The 21165-nt window shown below is 39.2% G+C and carries 22 protein-coding genes; 14 read left to right on the top strand and 8 right to left on the bottom strand.

Annotated features, from left to right (window positions below; all coding sequences use genetic code 11):
* Positions 1–104 precede the first annotated feature (104 nt).
* Entirely contained in the window at positions 105–689 is a 585-nt protein-coding gene (locus BLQ05_RS03665) for a YdeI/OmpD-associated family protein (protein WP_023576351.1), read from the top strand.
* Between the two features lie 54 nt (positions 690–743).
* Here the strand turns inward: BLQ05_RS03665 and yajC are convergent, their stop codons facing one another.
* From yajC to BLQ05_RS03645, 4 genes are all read right to left on the bottom strand, one after another.
* Positions 744–1019 (bottom strand): preprotein translocase subunit YajC, encoded by a 276-nt coding sequence (gene yajC / locus BLQ05_RS03660; RefSeq protein ID WP_023576350.1) that lies wholly within the window; start codon positions 1017–1019, stop codon positions 744–746.
* A gap of 12 nt (positions 1020–1031) precedes the next feature.
* On the bottom strand, positions 1032–1511 hold the full coding sequence (locus BLQ05_RS03655; RefSeq protein WP_023576349.1) for a DUF1573 domain-containing protein: 480 nt from the start codon (positions 1509–1511) through the stop codon (positions 1032–1034).
* 17 nt (positions 1512–1528) lie between these two features.
* Positions 1529–2473 (bottom strand): transcription antitermination factor NusB, encoded by a 945-nt coding sequence (gene nusB, locus BLQ05_RS03650; protein ID WP_023576348.1) that lies wholly within the window; start codon positions 2471–2473, stop codon positions 1529–1531.
* Positions 2474–2555: 82 nt separating this feature from the next.
* Positions 2556–3662, bottom strand: coding sequence for a Glu/Leu/Phe/Val dehydrogenase dimerization domain-containing protein (locus BLQ05_RS03645; RefSeq protein ID WP_023576347.1), 1107 nt, complete (start codon positions 3660–3662; stop codon positions 2556–2558).
* 198 nt (positions 3663–3860) lie between these two features.
* Here BLQ05_RS03645 and BLQ05_RS03640 point away from each other — a divergent pair, with 198 nt between their 5' ends.
* From BLQ05_RS03640 to BLQ05_RS03625, 4 genes are all read left to right on the top strand, one after another.
* Positions 3861–5609, top strand: a complete 1749-nt coding sequence (locus BLQ05_RS03640; RefSeq protein ID WP_023576345.1) for an ABC transporter ATP-binding protein — start codon at positions 3861–3863, stop codon at positions 5607–5609.
* A 73-nt stretch (positions 5610–5682) separates the two neighbouring features.
* Positions 5683–6063, top strand: coding sequence for a PUR family DNA/RNA-binding protein (locus BLQ05_RS03635; protein ID WP_023576344.1), 381 nt, complete (start codon positions 5683–5685; stop codon positions 6061–6063).
* 393 nt (positions 6064–6456) lie between these two features.
* The gene (locus BLQ05_RS03630) at positions 6457–8970 is read left to right on the top strand and encodes a cation-translocating P-type ATPase (protein ID WP_023576342.1); all 2514 of its coding nucleotides are present in this window, start codon (positions 6457–6459) and stop codon (positions 8968–8970) included.
* A 68-nt stretch (positions 8971–9038) separates the two neighbouring features.
* Positions 9039–10007 carry a hypothetical protein gene (locus tag BLQ05_RS03625; protein WP_023576341.1) on the top strand — a complete coding sequence of 323 codons (969 nt, stop codon included), beginning with the start codon at positions 9039–9041 and terminating at the stop codon, positions 10005–10007.
* A gap of 37 nt (positions 10008–10044) precedes the next feature.
* Here the strand turns inward: BLQ05_RS03625 and BLQ05_RS03620 are convergent, their stop codons facing one another.
* A complete protein-coding gene (locus BLQ05_RS03620; RefSeq protein WP_143000905.1) occupies positions 10045–10377 on the bottom strand; it encodes a tRNA-binding protein in 333 nt (110 codons plus the stop codon).
* Positions 10377–10850 carry an Mpo1 family 2-hydroxy fatty acid dioxygenase gene (locus BLQ05_RS03615; protein WP_023576339.1) on the bottom strand — a complete coding sequence of 158 codons (474 nt, stop codon included), beginning with the start codon at positions 10848–10850 and terminating at the stop codon, positions 10377–10379. Before BLQ05_RS03615 ends, BLQ05_RS03620 begins: the two co-directional genes overlap by 1 nt.
* An 82-nt stretch (positions 10851–10932) precedes the next feature.
* On the opposite strand from BLQ05_RS03615, the gene BLQ05_RS03610 reads away from it, so the two are divergent.
* From BLQ05_RS03610 to BLQ05_RS03600, 3 genes are all read left to right on the top strand, one after another.
* Entirely contained in the window at positions 10933–11487 is a 555-nt protein-coding gene (locus tag BLQ05_RS03610) for a thioredoxin family protein (RefSeq protein WP_023576338.1), read from the top strand.
* Between the two features lie 274 nt (positions 11488–11761).
* Entirely contained in the window at positions 11762–13324 is a 1563-nt protein-coding gene (locus tag BLQ05_RS03605; protein WP_051365744.1) for an FMN-binding glutamate synthase family protein, read from the top strand.
* Between the two features lie 6 nt (positions 13325–13330).
* A complete protein-coding gene (locus BLQ05_RS03600; protein ID WP_023576336.1) occupies positions 13331–13720 on the top strand; it encodes a GreA/GreB family elongation factor in 390 nt (129 codons plus the stop codon).
* 39 nt (positions 13721–13759) lie between these two features.
* On the opposite strand, the gene BLQ05_RS03595 is transcribed toward BLQ05_RS03600, so the two are convergent.
* Both BLQ05_RS03595 and BLQ05_RS03590 read right to left on the bottom strand, forming a co-directional pair.
* Positions 13760–14284, bottom strand: coding sequence for a hypothetical protein (locus BLQ05_RS03595; protein WP_023576335.1), 525 nt, complete (start codon positions 14282–14284; stop codon positions 13760–13762).
* 112 nt (positions 14285–14396) lie between these two features.
* Positions 14397–15329 (bottom strand): peptidylprolyl isomerase, encoded by a 933-nt coding sequence (locus BLQ05_RS03590; RefSeq protein WP_035654468.1) that lies wholly within the window; start codon positions 15327–15329, stop codon positions 14397–14399.
* A gap of 129 nt (positions 15330–15458) precedes the next feature.
* Between BLQ05_RS03590 and BLQ05_RS03585 the strand changes: the two genes are divergently transcribed.
* From BLQ05_RS03585 to BLQ05_RS03560, 6 genes are all read left to right on the top strand, one after another.
* On the top strand, positions 15459–15917 hold the full coding sequence (locus BLQ05_RS03585; protein ID WP_023576333.1) for a GNAT family N-acetyltransferase: 459 nt from the start codon (positions 15459–15461) through the stop codon (positions 15915–15917).
* A gap of 20 nt (positions 15918–15937) precedes the next feature.
* A complete protein-coding gene (locus BLQ05_RS03580) occupies positions 15938–16741 on the top strand; it encodes a class I SAM-dependent methyltransferase (RefSeq protein WP_023576332.1) in 804 nt (267 codons plus the stop codon).
* Between the two features lie 2 nt (positions 16742–16743).
* A complete protein-coding gene (locus tag BLQ05_RS03575) occupies positions 16744–17190 on the top strand; it encodes a DUF1569 domain-containing protein (RefSeq protein ID WP_023576331.1) in 447 nt (148 codons plus the stop codon).
* A gap of 188 nt (positions 17191–17378) precedes the next feature.
* Positions 17379–18056 carry a tRNA (guanosine(37)-N1)-methyltransferase TrmD gene (gene trmD / locus BLQ05_RS03570; RefSeq protein WP_023576330.1) on the top strand — a complete coding sequence of 226 codons (678 nt, stop codon included), beginning with the start codon at positions 17379–17381 and terminating at the stop codon, positions 18054–18056.
* Between the two features lie 197 nt (positions 18057–18253).
* Positions 18254–18604 carry a 50S ribosomal protein L19 gene (gene rplS / locus BLQ05_RS03565; protein WP_023576329.1) on the top strand — a complete coding sequence of 117 codons (351 nt, stop codon included), beginning with the start codon at positions 18254–18256 and terminating at the stop codon, positions 18602–18604.
* A 232-nt stretch (positions 18605–18836) separates the two neighbouring features.
* A complete protein-coding gene (locus tag BLQ05_RS03560) occupies positions 18837–21059 on the top strand; it encodes an NADP-dependent isocitrate dehydrogenase (protein ID WP_023576328.1) in 2223 nt (740 codons plus the stop codon).
* The last annotated feature ends 106 nt before the right edge of the window (positions 21060–21165 follow it).

Genomic DNA, 21165 nt, shown 5'->3' with positions numbered 1-21165 from the left:
AAACAACAAATTTTACCGCAGATTCACAGATTATTTAAATGTACTATCTGTAAATCTGCGGTTTTCTTTTTATATTGGTTGCATAAATTTCCATTTCAAATCACATGAAAGAAGAAAAAAATCCATGGAATAAAACCAATCAATGGCCGGAAGAATTAGATTTTTTAAAATCATTGATTGCCAAAACCGAACTGGAAGAAATGACCAAATGGGGCGGTACGGTTTATACTATCAATAAAAAAAATGTACTGGGACTTGGCGGATTCAAATCGTATGTTGCCATCTGGTTTTTTAACGGTGTCTTCCTGAAAGATGAGAAAAAGGTTTTAGTCAATGCTAATGAAGGCGTTACTAAAGCTTTGCGTCAATGGCGTTTCTCATCAAAAGAAGAACTTATGAAAAATGAGAAATCCATCCTGGATTACATTAACGAAGCGATAGCCAATGAGAAAGCAGGTTTAGCTTTCAAACCCGAAAAGAAAGAAGAAATCGTTTCGGAATTACTGAATGCCGAATTCAAATCGGACAGTATTCTAAAAAAAGCATTTGAAGCTTTTACTCCTTACAAGCAACGTGAATTTCTTGAATATGTGGAAACAGCCAAACAGGAGAAAACCAAACTTACGCGAATCGAAAAAATAAAACCGATGATACTCGAAGGCATTGGCTTGAATGATAAATACAGATAATAAAAAAGTCCCGAAAACTAATCGGGACTTTTTTATTTGGTATGCTTTTGAAAATTATTTCGCAGCGTTAGCTTTCATGCTCAATTCCATAGAAATGGCAGAACGCTCCATTTTAATTTTACCCGCCATCGTTTCGATAACCACGGAGTCTTCATACAACTCGGCAATTTTACCGTGGATTCCGGATTTGGTAATGATTTTGTCGCCTACTTTCACAGCTGCTTCAAATTCTTTTTCTTTTTTTGCTTTTTGTTGTTGCGGTCGGATCATTAAGAAATAAACGACTACAAACATTAAGATAATCGGTAAAAACTGGCCCATTTGTCCCATTGTAAATTATTTTTAGTGTGCTGCAGGAGTTGTTCCTCCGGCTTTTGGTGTTACATTCGCTTTAATTGTCACTTTTTCCGAACCTTCTTTCGAATTGGTTGTCAAAGTAACTGTTTTTTGTTGTTGCCCCGGTTTACCGTTAGAATCAAAAGACACTTTCAATGGTGCCGACTGACCCGGTTTAATTGGTTCTTTTGGCCAAACAGGAACGGTACAACCGCAACTTCCCTGTGCGTTAATGATGATTAAATCGGCTTCTCCTTCATTGGTAATGGTAAATTCCGTTTCCGGCTTATCCCCTTCACCAATCGTTCCGAAATCATGCTCCATTTTGTCAAATTTCACAACAGGTAATTTACCCGTTGCGGCATTTTCTGCCATAGTTTTTTCAACATTTGCCGGATCAATCTTGTCCGAAGCATTTTCATTTTTACATGAAGTTGACAGTACCAATGCGGCAACAGCCAACACTCCAAGAGTTCTTCTAATCATGGTTTCAAAAAAGTTAATTACATTAAACCTCTTCCGGTTTTGATTAATTTGTTTTCTTTCTGGTATTCTTTCACTAAGTTGTCCAGAATTCCGTTGATAAAAATACTACTTTTTGGTGTAGAATACTCTTTTGCCAATTCTAAATATTCGTTAATAGTTACTTTTACCGGAATGGATGGGAATTTCAAAAACTCACAAATCGCCATCTTCAAGATGATGGTGTCGATTTCGGCAATACGTTCCGCATCCCAGTTTGGTGTTTTATCAATGAATTCTTTCGCTAACTCGTTGTTGTTCAGCACCGTCTTACGGAAAAGATTTTTCACAAACTCCTTATCATCGGAATCCTTATACAATCTCGGCACGAAAAACGAAGTGTCTTCCGCCGACTTGATTTGCTTCAACTGTTTCACAATCATGGTGTTCACCAACGGAATATCGTCGATCCACGTCAGTTTTGTATCTTCCAGATAATCATACAGCTTTTCGTTTGGTGCGATAATTTCAGAAAAAATATCGACCACAAACTGTTTGTCTGCTTCGAAATCGTTTCCGGGAACGCTCATGTATTGTTCATACAATTCGCTGCTTTTAATCGCTTCCAGAAGTAACAGAATGTAATCGTCATTGTTTTTCCAATTGGTGATGTTTCTGTCGGCCAAAGCGATTCCCAAAGAATTATTATCGGTTAATAATTCAAGAACCTTATTTTTAATAAACTTGGTGTTTGGATTGCGTTCTTCTTTTGTGGCAAGATGTTTTTTACTGGATTTATCGATAAAATCTTCCTCCGCTTTTTTGATTTCCACCAATGCGGAAAGCATGATAAGATATAAATCCTGAATATTTTCGATACTCTGAAACAGGAATTTCTCTTCCTTGTCAAGATTATCGGAATTGTTTTGATGCATGGCGTAGATAGATTGCATCACTTTCACACGGATATGTCTTCTGTTTAACATCTTGTTGTAAGAACTTTAAAAATTAACGGAGCGAAAGAATGCCTTTCGCTCCGCAAAATTATGAAATATTATTTTTTAAAAACTACTTTGCAGCGTTTTCTTTTTTTCTTGCATCGATACGCTCCTGCGCCATTCTCATAGCCGCCTGATGGGTAGTGATGTTGCTTTCTTTTGCATAGTTAAAAATATCCAAAGTAGTATTGTAGATATTTTCGGTTCTGCGCATGGCTTCTTCTTTACCGTATCCTGCGATTTCACCATATACGTTAATGATTCCACCCGCGTTGATTAAGAAATCCGGAGCATACAAAATCCCTCTTTCCTGTAATCTTGCACCGTGAATCTGCTCAACCGCCAACTGATTGTTTGCCGCTCCAGCAATAACTTTCGCTTTGATTTTTTCTATAGTATCATCGTTAATTGTAGCTCCTAAAGCACATGGCGCGTAGATATCCACATCAACACTGTACAAATCGTTTCCTGTATATACTTTAGCACCATATTTGGCACCAACTTCCTGAAGACGCGCTTCGTTAATATCGGCAATCTGAACCAAAGCACCTTCTTTAGTGATTAACTCAACCAAAGTCTCACCTACGTGACCGATACCTTGAACCAAAATCTTTTTGCCTTCTAAATTATCCGAACCAAACTGGTATTTCGCAGCTGCTTTCATTCCCATGTAAACACCGTAAGCCGTTACCGGAGACGGGTTACCTGAACCACCTCTTCCTTCAGAAATTCCGGTCACATATGGCGTATTGTCACGAATCAGATCCATATCGGCCGTAGTGGTTCCCACATCCTCAGCCGTGATATATTTTCCGCTTAACGAATTTACAAACTGTCCGAATTTAGCAATCAATTCCGGAGTTTTATCCGCTTTTGAATCACCGATGATAACCGCTTTTCCTCCACCAAGATTCAAACCTGAAATTGCCGACTTGAACGTCATTCCGCGAGACAAACGCAAAACATCATTCAATGCTTCCCATTCGTTAGTATATTTCCACATTCTCGTCCCTCCCAAAGCAGGTCCTAAAACTGTGTTATGAACTCCAATAATTGCTTTTAAACCAGTATCTTTGTCGTGACAAAATACGATTTGCTCATGATTATCAAATGAAACCTGACCGAAAACAGGGTCGATTTTATGAAGCTCACCAGCGTTTGTAACTTCTGTTATCATGTTTTAAATGTTTTTATAGGTTGAATTATATTCAAAAACAGGTTGCAAAATTACATTTTTATTCAGAATATTTCAATACAAATCGTTTTTTTTAATTTTTTATTAATAAATGTTTTCAAATCAGAATTGCGCTTTTTAAAAATTTATTTTAATTTTTTAACACTTTAAAGCAGATTTTTTCAAAATATATCAAATACAATGAAAGAACTTCAATATTTAAACAAATATTTCATAAAATACAAATACCGATTCCTGCTCGGAATTTTTATTACAATTGTAGCACAATTCTTCACTTTGTATACCCCGAAACTGGTAGGTGACTCCATTAAGGTTTTAGAGCACAGCAAATTATCCCCGGAAGCGGTTCAGGATGTCCTGTTGAAAAACATTATCCTGATTTTGGTCACTACCTTAATAGCCGGTTTTTTGACTTTTTTAATGCGTCAGACATTGATTGTAATGTCGCGTCATATTGAGTTCGATTTAAAAAATGAAGTGTTTTACCAATACGAAAGACTAACCCAAAATTTTTACAAACAAAACCGTACCGGTGATTTAATGAACCGTATTAGTGAAGACGTTGGAAAAGTGCGTCAGTATGTGGGGCCGGCCGTAATGTATTCCATAAATACCATTATTCGTTTTGCGGTGGTGACGGTTCAGATGTATATCGTTTCACCCGAACTTACCTTGTATTCGCTTTTACCATTACCCGTTTTAGCCTACAGCATTTTCAAAATCAGTTCGGAAATCAACAAACGCAGTACTGCCTACCAACAGAATTTATCCAAGCTTTCCACGTTCACTCAGGAAATGTTTTCCGGAATTCGCGTGATAAAAGCCTATGCACTTGAAAATAAGAAACAAAACGATTTTATCGACCTTTCCAAAGAAAGCAAAACCAAGAATCTTGATTTGGCACGGGTACAGTCATTGTTTGGGCCATTGATGATTTTACTTATCGGAATCAGTAACCTTGTGGTGATTTATGTGGGCGGAATGATGTATATCAATGGAACAATTCCGGATATCGGAGTAATCGCCCAGTTTATTTTATACATTAACATGCTGACCTGGCCTGTAGCATCTTTAGGATGGGTGTCCTCCATGGTTCAGGAAGCCGAGGCGTCGCAGAAACGCATCAACGAATTCCTGAAAGTGGTACCGGAAATTCAGAATACCGTGAACGAAAAAACGGAAATCAACGGAAAAATCGCTTTCGAGAATGTTTCGTTTACCTATGACGACACCAATATTGAAGCGCTGAAAAACATTTCGTTTACCATAAACAAAGGAGAAACTCTTGCCATATTAGGGAAAACCGGTTCCGGAAAATCGACGATACTTTCCCTTATCAGCCGACTGTACGATGTAAAAGAGGGAACGGTGAAAATTGACGGTACCGATATCAAAAAACTCAACCTGTTCGATGTTCGGGATCATATCGGTTTTGTTCCGCAGGATGCGTTCCTGTTTTCGGATTCGATAAAAAACAATATCAAATTCGGAAAAGAAGATGCCACCGAAGAAGAAGTGATTGAAGCAGCTAAAAAAGCCGTCGTGCATAAAAATATCGTAAAGTTTAAAAACCAATATGAAACTGTTTTGGGGGAACGCGGGATTACGCTTTCGGGAGGACAAAAGCAACGGGTTTCCATAGCGCGTGCGATGATTAAAAACGCACCAATATTACTTTTAGACGACTGTCTATCAGCGGTTGATACCGAAACCGAAGAAGCCATCCTAAACAATCTGATGGAATTCTGCAAAGACAAAACCACGATTATTGTCAGCCATCGTGTTTCCTCTGCCAAAAATGCCGACCAGATAATCATTTTGGAGGAAGGAAAAATTATCCAGCAAGGTTCTCACTATCAGCTTGTAAATCAGGAAGGTTATTACAAAGAATTGTATTATAAACAACTTTCCGAAAAAGAAATGCAATAAAATGTTGGTTAATTTGGTTTTTTTTTAGATTTTTGGTTTCTACTTAACACAATTAATATTTGACAGAAGGATTATGAGAGAAAATGATTTGTTAGAAAAAGAAGAAATTTTTTCTAAAGTTTTAAGAGCAGGAAGAAGAACGTATTTTTTTGATGTAAGGGCAACTAAGGCAGATGATTACTATATCACTGTAACCGAAAGTAAAAAATTCACCGAAGAAGACGGTTCGTTCCACTTTAAGAAACACAAAATTTACTTGTACAAAGAAGATTTTGCCGCTTTTAAAGATATTCTAGATGAAATGACTTCTTATGTGTTAAACCACAAAGGCGAAGAAGTAATCTCCGAAAGACACCAAAAAGATTTCAAAAAAGAATATTTCGCAGATAAATCAGAAGAAACTGAAACGAGAACTTTAGGAAGCTATACCGATATTGATTTTGACGATATCTAATATTGTGAACTTCAGTTAAAAACATAAAGAAGTCCAAAATCATACGGTTTTGGGCTTTTTATTTCACATTAAACCGATGCATAAAATACGCTATTTCTTTAAAAAATACGGTGTTGCATTCCATTCATCAACACTGCTTCTTTGGATTTGGCTTTCCAAAAAAAATTTCGATACATTCCAAATCTCCCCAACATTACCCGTAAAGATAGCCTTGATAGCTTCTATACTGCTTGTTTGCATCGCTTTTTTAAATCTGATTGTAGCCCTTCAAAAATTGAAAAAAAAATAAATGTGCCATAAAAGCACTACTCCTTTACAAATACAAACTCCCATAAATCTTTCCTTTATACTGCAGAAAAACGTACATTTGAGTACAATCGATACGCTGCAACAATGCCTGACAAAATAAACATTCCCGAACATTTTACCGGCTTAAACGATATGGAAGTGGCTGCTTCCCGACAACAATTTGGCAGTAACGAGCAAACCAACAAACCGCAATACCAATGGTGGATTGCCCTTCTGGAGTTACTTAAAGAACCTATGTTGCTCTTGCTTATCGCCGTTTCGGTTATTTACTTTATTCTCGGTCAAAACAGCGAAGCCTGGTTTATGTTAAGTGCTGTTATTGCCGTTTCCGGAATCTCATTTTATCAGGACAACCGAAGCCGGAAAGCCCTAGAAGCCTTGGAAGCCCTTAATGAGCCTTTAACCACCGTTTTACGAAACCGCGAAATCAAAAGCATTCCCACCAGTGATATTGTGGTCAATGATTTAGTGATTGTCGAAGAAGGCAGTTTCGTCAATGCCGATGGCGAAATCCTGCACAGCAATGATTTTTCAGTCAATGAAGCCTCGCTTACTGGTGAAGCCTATTCCGTTTTCAAATCGGAAAAAACCGAAGACCGTAAAATTTTCAGCGGCACTTTGGTAGCCTCCGGATTGGCTGTTTTTCGCGTAACCGAAATTGGCCCGGCGACCGTTTTGGGAAAATTGGGCTCATCCATCATCAATATTAAAGAAGAAGCCACTCCCCTACAGCAACAAATTGAGCGTTTTGTGAAAAAAATGGCCTACATCGGAATCGCCGTTTTTGTTTTGGTTTGGGCAGTGTATTTTTGGAAAACACACGATATCCTCCACAGCTTACTGAAAGGATTAACCCTCGCCATGTCGATACTTCCCGAAGAAATTCCGGTAGCTTTCACCACATTTATGGCTTTGGGTTCCTGGCGCTTATTAAAAGAGGGAATTATCGTAAAAAAAACGCGAACAGTGGAAACCTTAGGCAGTGCAACGGTAATTTGTACCGATAAAACCGGAACGCTTACGGAAAATAAAATGAGTCTGCAGGCCGTGTATGCTTTTACCGGCAATCAACTTTCGGAAGGTGGCGATTGGAGTCATCCCGAAATACAGAAAGTCATAACAACCGCGATGTGGGCCAGCGAACCCGTTCCTTTTGACCCAATGGAAAAAACGTTGCATCTGGCCTATGAAACAATAACCCCATCCGATGACCGAACATCGTTTGAACTGTTTCACGAATATCCGCTTGACGGTAAACCGCCCATGATGACGCATTTGTTCCGAAACAAAGAAGGAAAACGCATCATTGCTGCCAAAGGGGCTACAGAAGCGCTGATTAATGTATCCAACCTCAGCGAAACGCAACGCCAACAGATTCTTAGCGTTTCCGACACATTGGCTTCTAAGGGTTTCAGGATATTAGGGGTGGGCTTTTCGGATTTTGAAGGGGATGATTTTCCAAAAACCCAACAGGAATTCCGATTTCATTTTTTAGGGTTAATTGCTTTTTATGATCCTCCGAAAGCAAACATCAACAGGGTAATCCAACAATTTTATGATGCGGGAATAATGGTGAAAGTCGTAACCGGAGACAACAATTTCACCACAAAGGCCATTGCGGAAAAAGCGGGAATTCCAAACGCGGACAAATTCATCAACGGGGCCGATTTAATACAATTGAACGAATCGGAATTGATTACCGTCATTCACGATACAACCTTACTCACCCGAATGTTCCCGGAAGCCAAATTAGCTATCGTCGACGCGCTGAAAAAAGACCATCAGATTGTCGCAATGGTGGGCGATGGCGTAAATGACGGTCCGGCGCTGAAAGCCTCACACATTGGTATCGCAATGGGTAAAAAAGGAACTGAAATTGCCAAAACCGCCGCCGATATCATTCTGATTGACGATGACTTATCCAAAATGGTAACCGCAATTGCTGCCGGGAGACGAATTTATGCCAACATCAAAAAAGCAGTGCAATACATTGTTTCCATTCACATTCCTATTATACTTACCGTATCGCTGCCGTTATTTCTGGGCTGGCAGTATCCCGATATTTTCACACCCGTTCATGTTATTTTTCTTGAATTGATTATGGGACCGATGTGCTCCATTGTGTATGAAAATGAACCGATAGAAAAAAACAGCATGCAACTGCCGCCGCGAGCCATGAGAAGCACCTTTCTATCCTTCAAGGAAATGAGCATCAGTATTGTTCAGGGATTGGCAATAACCTGCGGCATTCTTTTTGTGTATCAATACAGCGCTTATCGTTATGACAGTGAAGAACTTACGCGAACCATGGTTTTTGCGACTCTGGTTTTTGCCAACAGCATCTTGTCGCTTGCCAATCGTTCGTTCCTTTACTCTATTTTTACCACGTTGAAATATAAAAACAACATGATGTTCGGGCTGAACATGCTAACCTTATCCATGTTGGCGTTAATCCTTTACTTACCTGTTGTAGCTGGCTTTTTCAAAGTAACTCCCCTGTCGGTTACACAATTGGGAATTTGCTTGCTGGTAAGCGCCGTTTCGGTATTGTGGATTGAAGTATTGAAGTGGAAACGAAGAATGCGAATCTTAAAGTAACATACCGATTAAAAAATCAATGTAACAATCTTAGCTTTAAATCGTCTTAAGAAATAAATAATTTTAGTATGCGAACTGTATTTCTCTTGTTTTTTCTATCTTCCTATTTCCAATCTTTAGCTCAGGAGGTAAAAACCGATGTCTTTAAAAATGACAGTTTACTTGTTATTAAAAAAGATGCCAAAAAAGGATTTCAAAATGACTATATTTTGTTTATTCCCAAAGGTACGCCGTTAAATAAAGAAACATTTCTGCTTGTTGAACCCAACAACACGGGAAAAATATCCGACAGTATTGAAATTCATAAAAAATACGCCATCGATTTGGCTTCGGTAAGTTCCGTGGGAAATAATGTTTCCACTATGCTTAAAATTCCGTTACTTGTTCCCGTTTTTCCGAGACCGGCATCGCAACCTTTGGTTTATACACACGCTTTAGACAGGGATGTGATTCTGGAACATTCACCGGAATTAAAACGTCTTGATTTGCAATTACTGGAAATGATAAACGATGCCAAAAGTATTTTGACTTCCCTGAATATTAAAGTCAATCCCAAAATTTTCATGAATGGTTTCTCAGCTTCAGCCACTTTTACCAACCGCTTCTCCTTTATACATCCGGAAACGATAAAAGCCTTGGCCATCGGAGGATTTAACGGTAAATTAATGCTGCCTGAAAAGAAAATCAACACCGTAAAACTGAATTATCCCATTGGAATACAGGACTTCACTCAACTATTTGATAAAAAGTTTGATGCGGATACATTCAAAACCATTCCCCAATTCATATACATGGGAAAATCAGACGATAATGATGCCGTTCAATTTGACGATGCCTACAACGAAGAGGAACGCAACATAATTAATACCAATTTAGGAAGACAGGTTCAGGAGCGTTATTTGAAGTGCCAGGAAATCTATAAGAAAAACAAGGTAAACGCAATTTTCAAAACATATGAAAAAGTGGGTCATTGGACTACTTCAGATGTAAATTTGGAGGTTATACGATTCTTCTTAAGTCAAATGCAAGCCAAATAGAAAACCATGGTTTGCCCAGACATCATTGTAAAAAAACTTACCCTATCCGTAAACCGTTTTGCACTTTAAAATCCGGAGCCAATAACACAATATCGTTATCAGTGCCAACGGAACCCAGAACCAAACATTCGCTCATGAATTTTCCGATCTGTTTCTTCGGAAAGTTTACAACAGCTACAATTTGACGGTTTACCAAGGCTTCTTTAGCATACCGCTTCGTAATCTGTGCCGACGATTTTCGGATACCTATTTCAGTTCCAAAATCGATGGTTAGTTGGTAAGCGGGTTTTCGGGCTTCGGGAAAATCATTGACTTCGATTATGGTTCCCACGCGCATTTCTACTTTTTCAAATTCTTCCCAAGTTAGCATTATTCGTGATTTTTAGAGGAAAACATCGTTTCAATTACCCAAGCCGGACCAATCAGTAAAAACTGAATGTCTTTTAAAAAGGAAGGCTTCTTTCCTTCCAACCGGTGTCCGTAAAACTGTCCGGTCCAAGCCAATATAAAAATAACCAGTGAAAATTTCCACAACGAGACTTGGAAACTGAGTACATAATTTATCGTAATGCAAACAGCGGAGAATAACGAAATCTTAATGGCCATCATAAGGGAAAGTCGGGAATAAAAAAACAAGACGAAAAACATCGCCACTACCGCCCAATTGTCGATTAAAGGCTCCTGTAACGGGGATATTCGTTCGATAAAATCCGTCGGAATACACATCAACAAGCCTATTATTGAAAAATAGATGGCCGGAACACAAATAAAATGAATCATTTTGTTCGTTGGATGCTGATGACTGACTTCATATTCATCAAACCACTGTTGCAATGTTTTCATGACTTAAATTTTATCCGACTAAAGTAAAAAATAATTTCGGGAAATTCATTTTTGTCGTAATTTGGTACAAACAAAACACATCATGGCACGTACTCCTTCCAATATGCTTCCGTTGGGCACCATTGCTCCCGAATTTCACTTGAAAGATACCAATTCCAATTATTCGTATTCTTTTGCCGACTTGAAAGGAGCAAAAGGCACCCTCGTGATGTTTATCTGCAACCATTGCCCGTTTGTACACCATGTTATTGAAGAGATAATCCGAATCTCTAACGATTACCGGGTGCAGGGATTGGGTATTATTGCCATTTCCAGCAATGATATCGTGAATTACCCTCAGGATGCACCGGAACTGATGACCGAATTCGCTTTTCAGCATAATTTTGAATTTCCTTATCTTTTTGATGCCACTCAGGAAGTTGCCAAAGCCTATGACGCCGCTTGTACACCTGATTTTTATCTGTTTGACAATCAAGACAAATTGGTTTATCGAGGGCAATTGGATGACAGTCGTCCCGGAAATGGCATACCGTTAAGTGGCAGCGATTTGAGAGGCGCGATTGACGGTGTGATTTACAACCGAAGTATCAATCCGAATCAGAAACCGAGTTTGGGCTGTAACATAAAATGGCGTTAAAATTTCAAGGAAGTCATTTACTTTGATTAAATTAGTACGGTAAAACAAAAACCACAAACTTTGCAGGTTACACTCACATCTTCAGTTCTCATGAAACGCTCTTTCTTCAAGAGTGGTGTAACACTATTGTTTTCACACAGCAAGGCCTTCATCAATTAGGCCTCCGTCTGCTTTCTCATTTCTCTTTAGACGGAGGGTTTTCTTTTTAACATTCACATTTTTTTTTTGCAAAGAGTAATCTTCTGCAACAATTTTTATTATATCCTATTTTATCATGGCTCAAAAAAAACTTTTTAGCAAACTGACTGCGCGCCAAATTATCTGGATGCTCTCCATTGGGTTTCTGTTAGGAACTATTGTTTTGTTATACCAATACAAAGCTTATTTCATCTTCCTTAGCGCACCTTTGGTTATTTTATCTGTTGTTTTGATTGATAGTATTCAGTCCAAACATTCGGTTCTGAAAAACTACCCTTTAGTGGGGCGTTTGCGTTATTTCTTCGAATCGGTTCGCCCGGAATTCCGGCAGTATTTTTTTGAAGGGGAATTAGACGGAAAACCTTTCAACAGAAGACAGCGATCGATTGTTTATCAAAGGGCAAAAAACGAAAAACAAACCATTTCCTTCGGTATGCAGGACGACCCGAATCGTATCGGCTATGAATGGGCGGCTCATTCCGTGTACCCTAAAAAACCGAATATCGAGGAATTTCGAACCCATATTGGCAATTCGCATTGTCTGCAACCTTACAGTGCAAGTGTTTATAATATCAGTGCGATGAGTTACGGTGCTTTGAGTAAAACCGCTATAACCTCTTTGAACAAAGGAGCGCAATTGGGCAATTTTGCACACAACACCGGTGAAGGCGGCATTAGCGAGCATCACTTGCAGGGTGGCGATTTGATTTGGCAGATTGGAACCGGTTATTTTGGATGTCGGGATGAGAAAGGGGATTTTTCGGAAACCCTTTTTGCCGATAAAGCCAACTATCCTCAGGTAAAAATGATCGAACTGAAACTTTCCCAAGGGGCAAAACCCGGACACGGAGGGTTGCTTCCCGCGGAAAAAAACACTCCGGAAATTGCGGCCATCCGAAGCATTAAACCAACTATAACGGTGCATTCGCCTTCGGGGCATACCGCGTTTTCAAATGCTCATGAACTGATTCTTTTCATTGCCAAACTGCGTACTTTATCCAAAGGGAAACCGGTTGGTTTTAAAATTTGCATCGGTCGTAAAGATGAATTCATAGACATTGTCGAAGCCATGCTGAAAACCGGAATTTACCCGGACTTTATAACTGTGGATGGTGCCGAAGGAGGTACCGGAGCAGCCCCACTGGAATTCATTGATTACATGGGAATGGCACTTTCCGATGCGGTAGTGTTCGTAAACAGGACTTTAACCCAATTCGGAATTCGGAAACACATAAAAATCTTAGCCTCCGGAAAAATCATTTCTGCTTTTGACATTGCCAAAACAATGGCTTTAGGTGCCGACGCCTGTTACAGTGCGCGTGGGATGATGTTTGCTTTAGGGTGCATTCAGGCTTTGCAATGCGACAGTGGAAAATGTCCCGTGGGTATTGCAACGCAGGACAAATCATTATACAAAGGACTTGATATTACGGATAAAAGCGTACGTGTAGCGAATTTCCATAAAAACACTTTAAAAGCACTCGGCGAATTTATCGGTGCCTGTGGTTTTGATACGCTGTCCAAAATTACGCCCGACGTTTTTTTCAGAAGAACCGACCTTAATTCGAATCAGAATTTCACAGAAATCTACTTCAGTGAACACATAAAACCAAAAAGAGAAATTATTAATTTAAATTAACAACGTATGAAACCTATTCCAACATTTACGGTAGCCGAGTATCAATTGCTGCGAAATCTGGCAAAAAAAAGCATCACCTCCAGTAATGCCAAAGACATGACCCTTTTAAACGGCGAATTGGACAGAGCAATCATAATTAAAGAGGGCGTGATTGAAAAAAACATTATCCGGATAAACTCGTTCGTAACGGTAGAAGATGTATCTGCCAAAAGACAAATGAAATTTCAAATCGTTTTACCTTCCTTAGCGAATGTAAAAGAAAATAAGGTTTCCATTCTGGCGCCGTTAAGCATTGCTATAATTGGATTTAAGGAAAAAGATCAGGTAGAATGGGAATTACCCGCGGGAACAAAAACGTTAAAAATAATTGCTGTTGAAAACCTTTGCGACAATTAAACTGCTTTAAGAACACCTCATTTTTGTGTAGGTGTTTTTTTATTTCTTCTCCAAAACGATGTCAATCGGCCGGTTGGCCTTTCGTCCGAACTGTACCGTTTTATCACTCTGAGTCGAACACAACACATACATGTTAAAAGCAAACAACGGAACAATCTGTGTTTTGTACTTTCTGTTTGGGTCTTCCACTTTTACACTGAAATTATCTGCCGGAAAAGTTGCAGCAATGGATAAGAGATAGTTGTCTTTTGCATAAGGGAAAAACCAGCGTGCCTTTGGGTTTTCTGTGGTGATTTTATTTCCGTTTTCATCAATCTGATAATTCATCGCGAACTGAAGCGGCTTGTTGCTGTCTCTGAAACTGTAGACGTTGTTGATGTTCACCACATCGTTCCCCAAACTGTCCACCACCGTAATTTTAAGGTTTTTGATGTTTTCTTTCTTTCCGTCTTCGTGCACATCCAAAACCAGATACGACGTAAAATCATAACCGCAATGCATGGCAGGGATTTGTGCCTTCGCGGAAATGGAGATTAATAGAAGAAAGAATAAATAACGCATCATAATCAAAATTGAATTCAAAAATACAAAAGCAAACCTCATTCCAAAAAGAAATCCCAAAAACTTAATGCCTTTGGGATTTCCATATGAATTTATTGGATTTTGCGTTTCCGAATTATTTCACATCCATCAGTTCCACATCAAAGATTAAGGTAGCATCCGGTGGAATAACTCCTCCTGCACCACGAGATCCGTAACCTAAATAAGACGGAATCACAAAACGGGCTTTGTCTCCCACTTGTAATAACGCGATACCTTCGTCCCAGCCTTCGATAACCTGACCTCTGCCTAATGAGAATTCAATAGGTTGTTTTCTTTTGTAAGAGGAATCGAAAACCATTCCGTTTTCCAACGAACCCGAATAGTGTACCGAAACCGTTTTGCCTTTTTCGGCTTGCTTTCCGTTTCCTTTTTGGATCATTTTGTAACGCAATCCGCTTTCTGTCTTATCGAAACCAGCGGCTAATTTTTCCAAAGCGGCTTCTGCCATTTTTTTTTGTTCAGCGATTCTTTTTTCTCTCGAACCTTCGAAAGTTCTGAAAGCTTCCACAGCATTCCATTTTTCTGCTTCCGCACCTACTCTAATGATTTCAAGACTTTCAATGATATCACCCTGAACAATTTCGTTCACGATATCCTGACCTTCCACGACATGTCCGAAAACAGTATGCTTGTTATCCAACCAGTCTGTAGGAACGTGTGTAATGAAAAACTGCGATCCGTTTGTACCAGGACCCGCATTAGCCATTGACAATACGCCCGGTCTGTCGTGTTTTAATTCCGGATGAAACTCATCGTCGAATTTATAACCTGCATCACCTGTTCCAGTTCCTAAAGGACAACCTCCCTGAATCATGAAATCAGGAATCACACGGTGGAATTTCAATCCGTCGTAATACGGTTTTCCTTGCGGTTTAATGTCGTTTTCCAAATTTCCTTCGGCCAAACCTACAAAGTTACCAACCGTTCCCGGTGTTTTATCATGAGTCAATTTTATCAAAATAACTCCTTTTGAAGTATTAAATTTTGCGTAAATTCCGTCTTGCATTTTGTTTTGCTTTAAATTTCTGAAAGGCAAAATTACGAATTTAAAATGTAAAAAGTTTCATAAATAATCGACTTCTGTTTCCGGATAATTCAGATTCTCTTTACTTTTGAATGAGAAAATCATCAAAAAATGACCGTTGAAATAATTACCTACCAACCCCAATATAAAAATCTGTTTGTCTCCTTAAACAAAGCGTGGCTGGAAGAATACTTTTTTGTGGAAAATCACGATCTGGAAGTTTTTGAGAATATCGAAGACATTATATTGAAACCCGGAGGTGAAATTTTCTTTTGTCTGGTCAATGATGAAGTGGCCGGAACCGTTGCCATGCAAAAAGTAAACGACAAGGTGTATGAAATGGCGAAACTGGCCATCGACAAAAAGTTTCAGGGACAAAAACTGAGTAATTTACTCGTGGATGCCTGTATTGATTTTGCAAAAAAGAAGCAAGCCGAAAAAATCATGTTGGTTTCCAGCAGAAAATTAACCCCGGCACTAAACCTGTATCGTAAATACAATTTTATTGAAACGCCTTTGGATGAAACCGATTACCATCGCGCTGATATTCAGATGGAATTGTATCTTTAAGACAAATTAAAACGTATTTTATGGAAATCCCGAAAGATTACATCGCCATCAATAAAAAAACATGGAACAACAAAACCGAAGTGCATGTCACGTCCGACTTCTATGATACGGAAGGTTTTCTCAACGGAAAAAACACCTTAAACGAAATTGAACTTTCACTTCTTGGCAATGTTTCCGGAAAGAAAATCCTGCACCTGCAATGTCATTTCGGACAGGATACGCTTTCGTTTGCACGACTTGGTGCCAAAGCGACTGGTGTGGACTTATCCGATAAAGCCATTGAAAAAGCCAGGGAATTCAATGCACAATTACATCTTGATGCCCAATTCATCAACTGTGATATTTACGATTTACCCAATCATCTTGACGAACAATTCGACATTGTTTTCACCAGTTACGGCACGATTGGCTGGTTACCCGATCTAAACAAATGGGCAAAAGTGGTTTCTCATTTTTTAAAACCGGGCGGAAAATTTATCATGGCCGACTTTCATCCGGTAGTCTGGATGTTCGACAATGATTTCAAGGAAGTTTTCTACAGTTATTTTAATATTGAACCTATTATTGAAAACGAATCCGGAACGTATGCAGACAGAGATGCCGAAATATCAACGCAAACCGTAACTTGGAATCACCCGACAAGCGAAATTTTAAACGCTTTAATCTGTAACAAACTCGAACTTAATTCGTTTAACGAGTATGATTATTCGCCTTACAACTGTTTCAACGAAACGGAAGAATTCGAAAAAGGAAAATTCAGAATCAAACATTTAAAAAACAAAATTCCGATGGTCTATTCATTGGAAGCAACCAAAAAATACTAATTATGGAAAGTTTATTCAATCCGCAAGGCAATCAAAATATTATTGACCGAATTCATAAACTGCAACCCACAACCTTATCCCAATGGGGAAAAATGACGGTAAGCCAAATGATGGAACACTGCCAGGCGCCGCTAAAAGTAGCTTTTGGCGATTTGGTTTTAAAACAAAACTTTATGGGATTCCTGTTCGGAAAACTGGCTAAGAAAACATTGGTGAACAACAAACCTTTTGATCATAACCTGCCTACTGCCAAAGAGTTCATCGTTACACACGAACCGGAATTTGAAAAAGCCAAAGCGGAATTGATCAAAGACATTACCCGTTTCAGCGAAGGTCCGTCAGCCATTAAAAACCTGAAACATCCTTTCTTCGGACACATGACCGAAAACGAATGGGACGTGGCACAGTGGAAACACTTGGATCATCATTTGAGACAGTTTGGGGTTTAATTTTTTAGACAGTATAGAAACAGGAGACAAGAACCAAGATATCTAAAACATCTTGTCTCTTGGCTCTTTCTTCTTATCTCTTGCTTCTTATCTCTTGTTTCTTATCTCTTGTTTCTTATCTCTTGTTTCTTTTCACTTAAAATAACTTTGTACCTTTGCGCCTCAGAATCTCAGAACCTCTTTAAAAAATGCGCATCGACATCATTACCGTTTTACCGGATTTAATCCGAAGTCCGTTTGAAGCTTCCATCCTTAAAAGAGCCATCGTGAAAGGCTTAGTGGAAGTGCATATGCATAACCTTCGTGATTACAGCACCAACAAACACAAAAACGTGGATGATTACCAGTTTGGTGGCGGCGCGGGAATGGTAATGAGTGTGGAACCGATTGCCGCCTGTATTGAAAAATTACAAAGCGAGCGCGACTACGACGAAGTGATTTACATGACTCCGGATGGCGAAACGCTGAACCAGAAAATGGCGAATTCGATGTCGCTGTTGAAAAATATCATTATTCTTTGCGGACATTATAAAGGAGTGGACCAACGTGTTCGCGATTTATTCATTACCAAAGAAATTTCCATTGGCGATTATGTTTTATCGGGAGGTGAATTGGGAGCAGCGGTTTTATGTGATGCCATTATCCGACTGATTCCCGGCGTTTTAAGTAACGAAACTTCGGCATTGACGGACAGTTTTCAGGACAATTTACTTTCCCCTCCTATTTACACACGACCGGCAGAATACAAAGGACACAAAGTTCCGGACGTTTTGTTAAGCGGAAATTTTGCCGAAATCGAAAAGTGGCGTGAGAATATGGCTTATGAACATACGAAAACCCGCCGGCCGGATTTGCTGGAGGAATAAGTTTAGTTTTCAGTCTCAGTCCCAGTTTTTAGTCGCAGTATACGGAATCTGAACCTAGAAACTGAGACTGAGACTGAAAACTATCAAAAGAAATTTGTAGTTTAAAATAAAATACGTAATTTCGCAGCCTAATTCAGCCCAACCTCTGACGATAACCGTGAATGTTGCTCTGATTCAAACATTTAACATTAATAATCATGTCAAGTTTATTAAAATTTGTTCAAGACGAATTAGTAACAAGAAAAGATTTCCCTGAATTCGCAGCTGGTGATACTATCACGGTTTATTACGAAATTAAAGAGGGTGAAAAAACAAGAACACAGTTCTTCAAGGGAGTTGTAATCCAAAGAAGAGGTGCTGGTGCAACGGAAACGTTCACTATCCGTAAAATGTCTGGTGCTGTAGGTGTAGAGCGTATCTTCCCTGTAAACATGCCGGCTTTACAAAAAATTGAATTGAACCAAAGAGGTAAAGTTCGTAGAGCTCGTATCTACTACTTCAGAGAGCTTACTGGTAAAAAAGCAAAAATCAAAGAAAGAAGAAGATAATTCCCTTTCCGAAGTTTATAAAATCAGCTCCAACTTTGTTGGGGCTTTTTTTATGCAAAAAATCCGCACTCAAATTATCAGATTCATAATTAATAGTCGCCAAAATAACAATCTGATAATTCGCTTAAATCCGATTAAAACCCATCGCTTTTCAGACTGATTTTCTTATATTTGCCTTGCTTTTAAAGCAACATTTTACACATCCAATTATTTATTCTGAAAATACACAACGATGACACAGAAATCTAAAATCCACTACACCCTGACGGATGAAGCACCAATGTTAGCCACACATTCTTTCTTACCAATCGTACAGGCTTTTACCGCTCCGGCAAACATCGACATTGAGTTAAGAGACATTTCTCTGGCAGGACGAATTTTATCGAATTTCCCTGAATTCTTAAAAGATGATCAGAAAATCGGAGATGCTTTGACTGAATTAGGTCAACTGGCAACCACTCCTGAAGCAAATATTATCAAATTACCAAACATATCCGCATCCGTTCCTCAGTTAAAAGAGGCTATTGCCGAATTACAATCGCACGGTTTTGCCATCCCTAACTTTGTGGAAGAAGCACAAAACGATGCTGAAAAGGAAATCAAAGCAAAATACGCTAAAGTTTTAGGATCGGCTGTAAATCCGGTATTACGTGAAGGAAACTCCGATCGTCGTGCTCCAAAATCGGTTAAGAATTATGCGAAAGCGAACCCACACTCCATGGGCGCCTGGTCATCGGATTCTATTACTGAAATCGCACACATGGACGCGGGTGATTTTTACGGAAGTGAAAAATCGGTTACCGTTGAAAACGATACACAATTCGTTATTGATTTCATCGATGCCAACGGAAACGTAACCAACTTAAAAGCAGCTGCTAAATTAAAAGCAGGAGAAGTAATCGATTCATCGGTTATGAGTTTATCGGCTTTAAAAGCCTTCGCTAAAAAAGAAATCGCAGACGCTAAAGCAAAAGGACAATTATTATCCGTGCATTTGAAAGCTACGATGATGAAAGTGTCCGACCCAATCATTTTCGCTGCCATTGTGGATGTCTATTTTGAAGAAATATTCGCAAAATACGCTGATGTTTTTGCTGAATTAAATATTGATACCAAAAACGGTTTGGGCGATGTTTACGCTAAAATCGCAGGACACTCTAAACAGGCTGAAATCGAAACTGCGCTTACTGCCGCATTAAACAACGGTCCGGCTGTGGCAATGGTGAATTCTGACAAAGGCATTACCAACTTCCACGTTCCTTCCGATGTGATTGTGGATGCTTCTGTACCTGCTTTTGTACGTACTTCCGGTAAAATGTGGAATGCAAAAGGCGAATTACAAGATACTAAAGCCTTAATTCCGGACAGAAATTATGCCGGATTATATGTAGCGACAGTAAATTTCTGTAAAAAGAACGGTGCTTTCGATCCGACAACAATGGGCTCCGTTCCAAACGTTGGTTTGATGGCGCAAAAAGCAGAAGAGTACGGTTCTCACGATAAAACGTTCCAGGCAGCTGCTAATGGAATCATCAGAGTACACGACGGAAACGGTACGACTTTCATGGATCAAAACGTGGAAGCCGGAGACATTTTCAGAATGTGTCAGACTAAAGACGCTCCTATCCAGGACTGGGTAAAATTAGCGGTAAACAGAGCAAGATTATCCGACACTCCTGCTATTTTCTGGTTGGACGACCAACGTGCGCACGACAGAGAAATGATTAAGAAAGTTGAAAAATACTTGAAAAATTACGACTTAACCGGGTTAGACATCCGCATCATGAATATCGTGGACGCTACGAATTTCACTTTGGAAAGACTGAAAAACGGTTTAGACACGATTTCAGTAACCGGAAACGTATTGCGTGATTACTTGACCGACTTATTCCCTATCCTTGAATTAGGAACTTCGGCGAAAATGTTATCTATCGTTCCGTTAATGAATGGTGGTGGTTTATTCGAAACCGGAGCAGGAGGTTCTGCACCAAAACACGTAGAACAATTCATAGAAGAAGGTTATTTGCGTTGGGATTCGCTTGGAGAATTCTTGGCTTTAGGTGCTTCATTGGAGCATTTAGGACAAACGCAAAACAATCCGAAAGCAATAGTATTGGCCGAAACTTTAGACGAAGCAAACGACAAATTCCTTAAAAACGATAAATCGCCAGCGCGTAAAGTAGGCCAGATTGACAACAGAGGTTCCCACTTCTACCTGGCTATGTACTGGGCAGAAGCATTGGCAAACCAAACCAAAGACGCCGAATTGCAAGCGAAATTCGCTCCAATCGCTACCGAATTGTTAGCAAACGAAGCGAAAATCAATGCGGAATTAATCGGAGCACAAGGCAAACCGCAAAACATTGGTGGGTATTACCAGCCTTCTTTCGCTTTGACCGAAAAAGCAATGCGCCCGAGTGAAACATTAAACACGATTTTAAATAAATTAGTGTAGTATAATTCACTTTACATAAATAAAGAAAAGACGATTCGAAAGAATCGTCTTTTTTATTAACCTGTCCTTAACAGTTGTTTCGCTACAAAAAAGCGAAATTTACAGC

The sequence above is a fragment of the Flavobacterium saliperosum genome (genome assembly GCF_900100625.1).
GTDB classification, from domain to species: domain Bacteria; phylum Bacteroidota; class Bacteroidia; order Flavobacteriales; family Flavobacteriaceae; genus Flavobacterium; species Flavobacterium saliperosum.
Note: the sequence above shows the minus strand (reverse complement) of the source record. Positions and strands in the feature narration are given on the sequence as shown.

What these genes read in the sequence shown, in the direction of transcription:
- BLQ05_RS03655 (WP_023576349.1), bottom strand. Translation starts at nt 1,511, where the DNA reads ATGATTAGAAGAACTCTTGGAGTGTTGGCTGTTGCCGCATTGGTACTG.
- BLQ05_RS03610 (WP_023576338.1), top strand. Translation starts at nt 10,933, where the DNA reads ATGGCACGTACTCCTTCCAATATGCTTCCGTTGGGCACCATTGCTCCC.
- BLQ05_RS03635 (WP_023576344.1), top strand. Translation starts at nt 5,683, where the DNA reads ATGAGAGAAAATGATTTGTTAGAAAAAGAAGAAATTTTTTCTAAAGTT.
- BLQ05_RS03665 (WP_023576351.1), top strand. Translation starts at nt 105, where the DNA reads ATGAAAGAAGAAAAAAATCCATGGAATAAAACCAATCAATGGCCGGAA.
- BLQ05_RS03625 (WP_023576341.1), top strand. Translation starts at nt 9,039, where the DNA reads ATGCGAACTGTATTTCTCTTGTTTTTTCTATCTTCCTATTTCCAATCT.
- BLQ05_RS03575 (WP_023576331.1), top strand. Translation starts at nt 16,744, where the DNA reads ATGGAAAGTTTATTCAATCCGCAAGGCAATCAAAATATTATTGACCGA.
- yajC (WP_023576350.1), bottom strand. Translation starts at nt 1,019, where the DNA reads ATGGGACAAATGGGCCAGTTTTTACCGATTATCTTAATGTTTGTAGTC.
- BLQ05_RS03640 (WP_023576345.1), top strand. Translation starts at nt 3,861, where the DNA reads ATGAAAGAACTTCAATATTTAAACAAATATTTCATAAAATACAAATAC.
- BLQ05_RS03645 (WP_023576347.1), bottom strand. Translation starts at nt 3,662, where the DNA reads ATGATAACAGAAGTTACAAACGCTGGTGAGCTTCATAAAATCGACCCT.
- BLQ05_RS03615 (WP_023576339.1), bottom strand. Translation starts at nt 10,850, where the DNA reads ATGAAAACATTGCAACAGTGGTTTGATGAATATGAAGTCAGTCATCAG.
- BLQ05_RS03630 (WP_023576342.1), top strand. Translation starts at nt 6,457, where the DNA reads ATGCCTGACAAAATAAACATTCCCGAACATTTTACCGGCTTAAACGAT.
- BLQ05_RS03580 (WP_023576332.1), top strand. Translation starts at nt 15,938, where the DNA reads ATGGAAATCCCGAAAGATTACATCGCCATCAATAAAAAAACATGGAAC.
- BLQ05_RS03585 (WP_023576333.1), top strand. Translation starts at nt 15,459, where the DNA reads ATGACCGTTGAAATAATTACCTACCAACCCCAATATAAAAATCTGTTT.
- BLQ05_RS03560 (WP_023576328.1), top strand. Translation starts at nt 18,837, where the DNA reads ATGACACAGAAATCTAAAATCCACTACACCCTGACGGATGAAGCACCA.
- BLQ05_RS03620 (WP_143000905.1), bottom strand. Translation starts at nt 10,377, where the DNA reads ATGCTAACTTGGGAAGAATTTGAAAAAGTAGAAATGCGCGTGGGAACC.
- BLQ05_RS03600 (WP_023576336.1), top strand. Translation starts at nt 13,331, where the DNA reads ATGAAACCTATTCCAACATTTACGGTAGCCGAGTATCAATTGCTGCGA.
- BLQ05_RS03605 (WP_051365744.1), top strand. Translation starts at nt 11,762, where the DNA reads ATGGCTCAAAAAAAACTTTTTAGCAAACTGACTGCGCGCCAAATTATC.
- trmD (WP_023576330.1), top strand. Translation starts at nt 17,379, where the DNA reads ATGCGCATCGACATCATTACCGTTTTACCGGATTTAATCCGAAGTCCG.
- rplS (WP_023576329.1), top strand. Translation starts at nt 18,254, where the DNA reads ATGTCAAGTTTATTAAAATTTGTTCAAGACGAATTAGTAACAAGAAAA.
- BLQ05_RS03595 (WP_023576335.1), bottom strand. Translation starts at nt 14,284, where the DNA reads ATGATGCGTTATTTATTCTTTCTTCTATTAATCTCCATTTCCGCGAAG.
- BLQ05_RS03590 (WP_035654468.1), bottom strand. Translation starts at nt 15,329, where the DNA reads ATGCAAGACGGAATTTACGCAAAATTTAATACTTCAAAAGGAGTTATT.
- nusB (WP_023576348.1), bottom strand. Translation starts at nt 2,473, where the DNA reads ATGTTAAACAGAAGACATATCCGTGTGAAAGTGATGCAATCTATCTAC.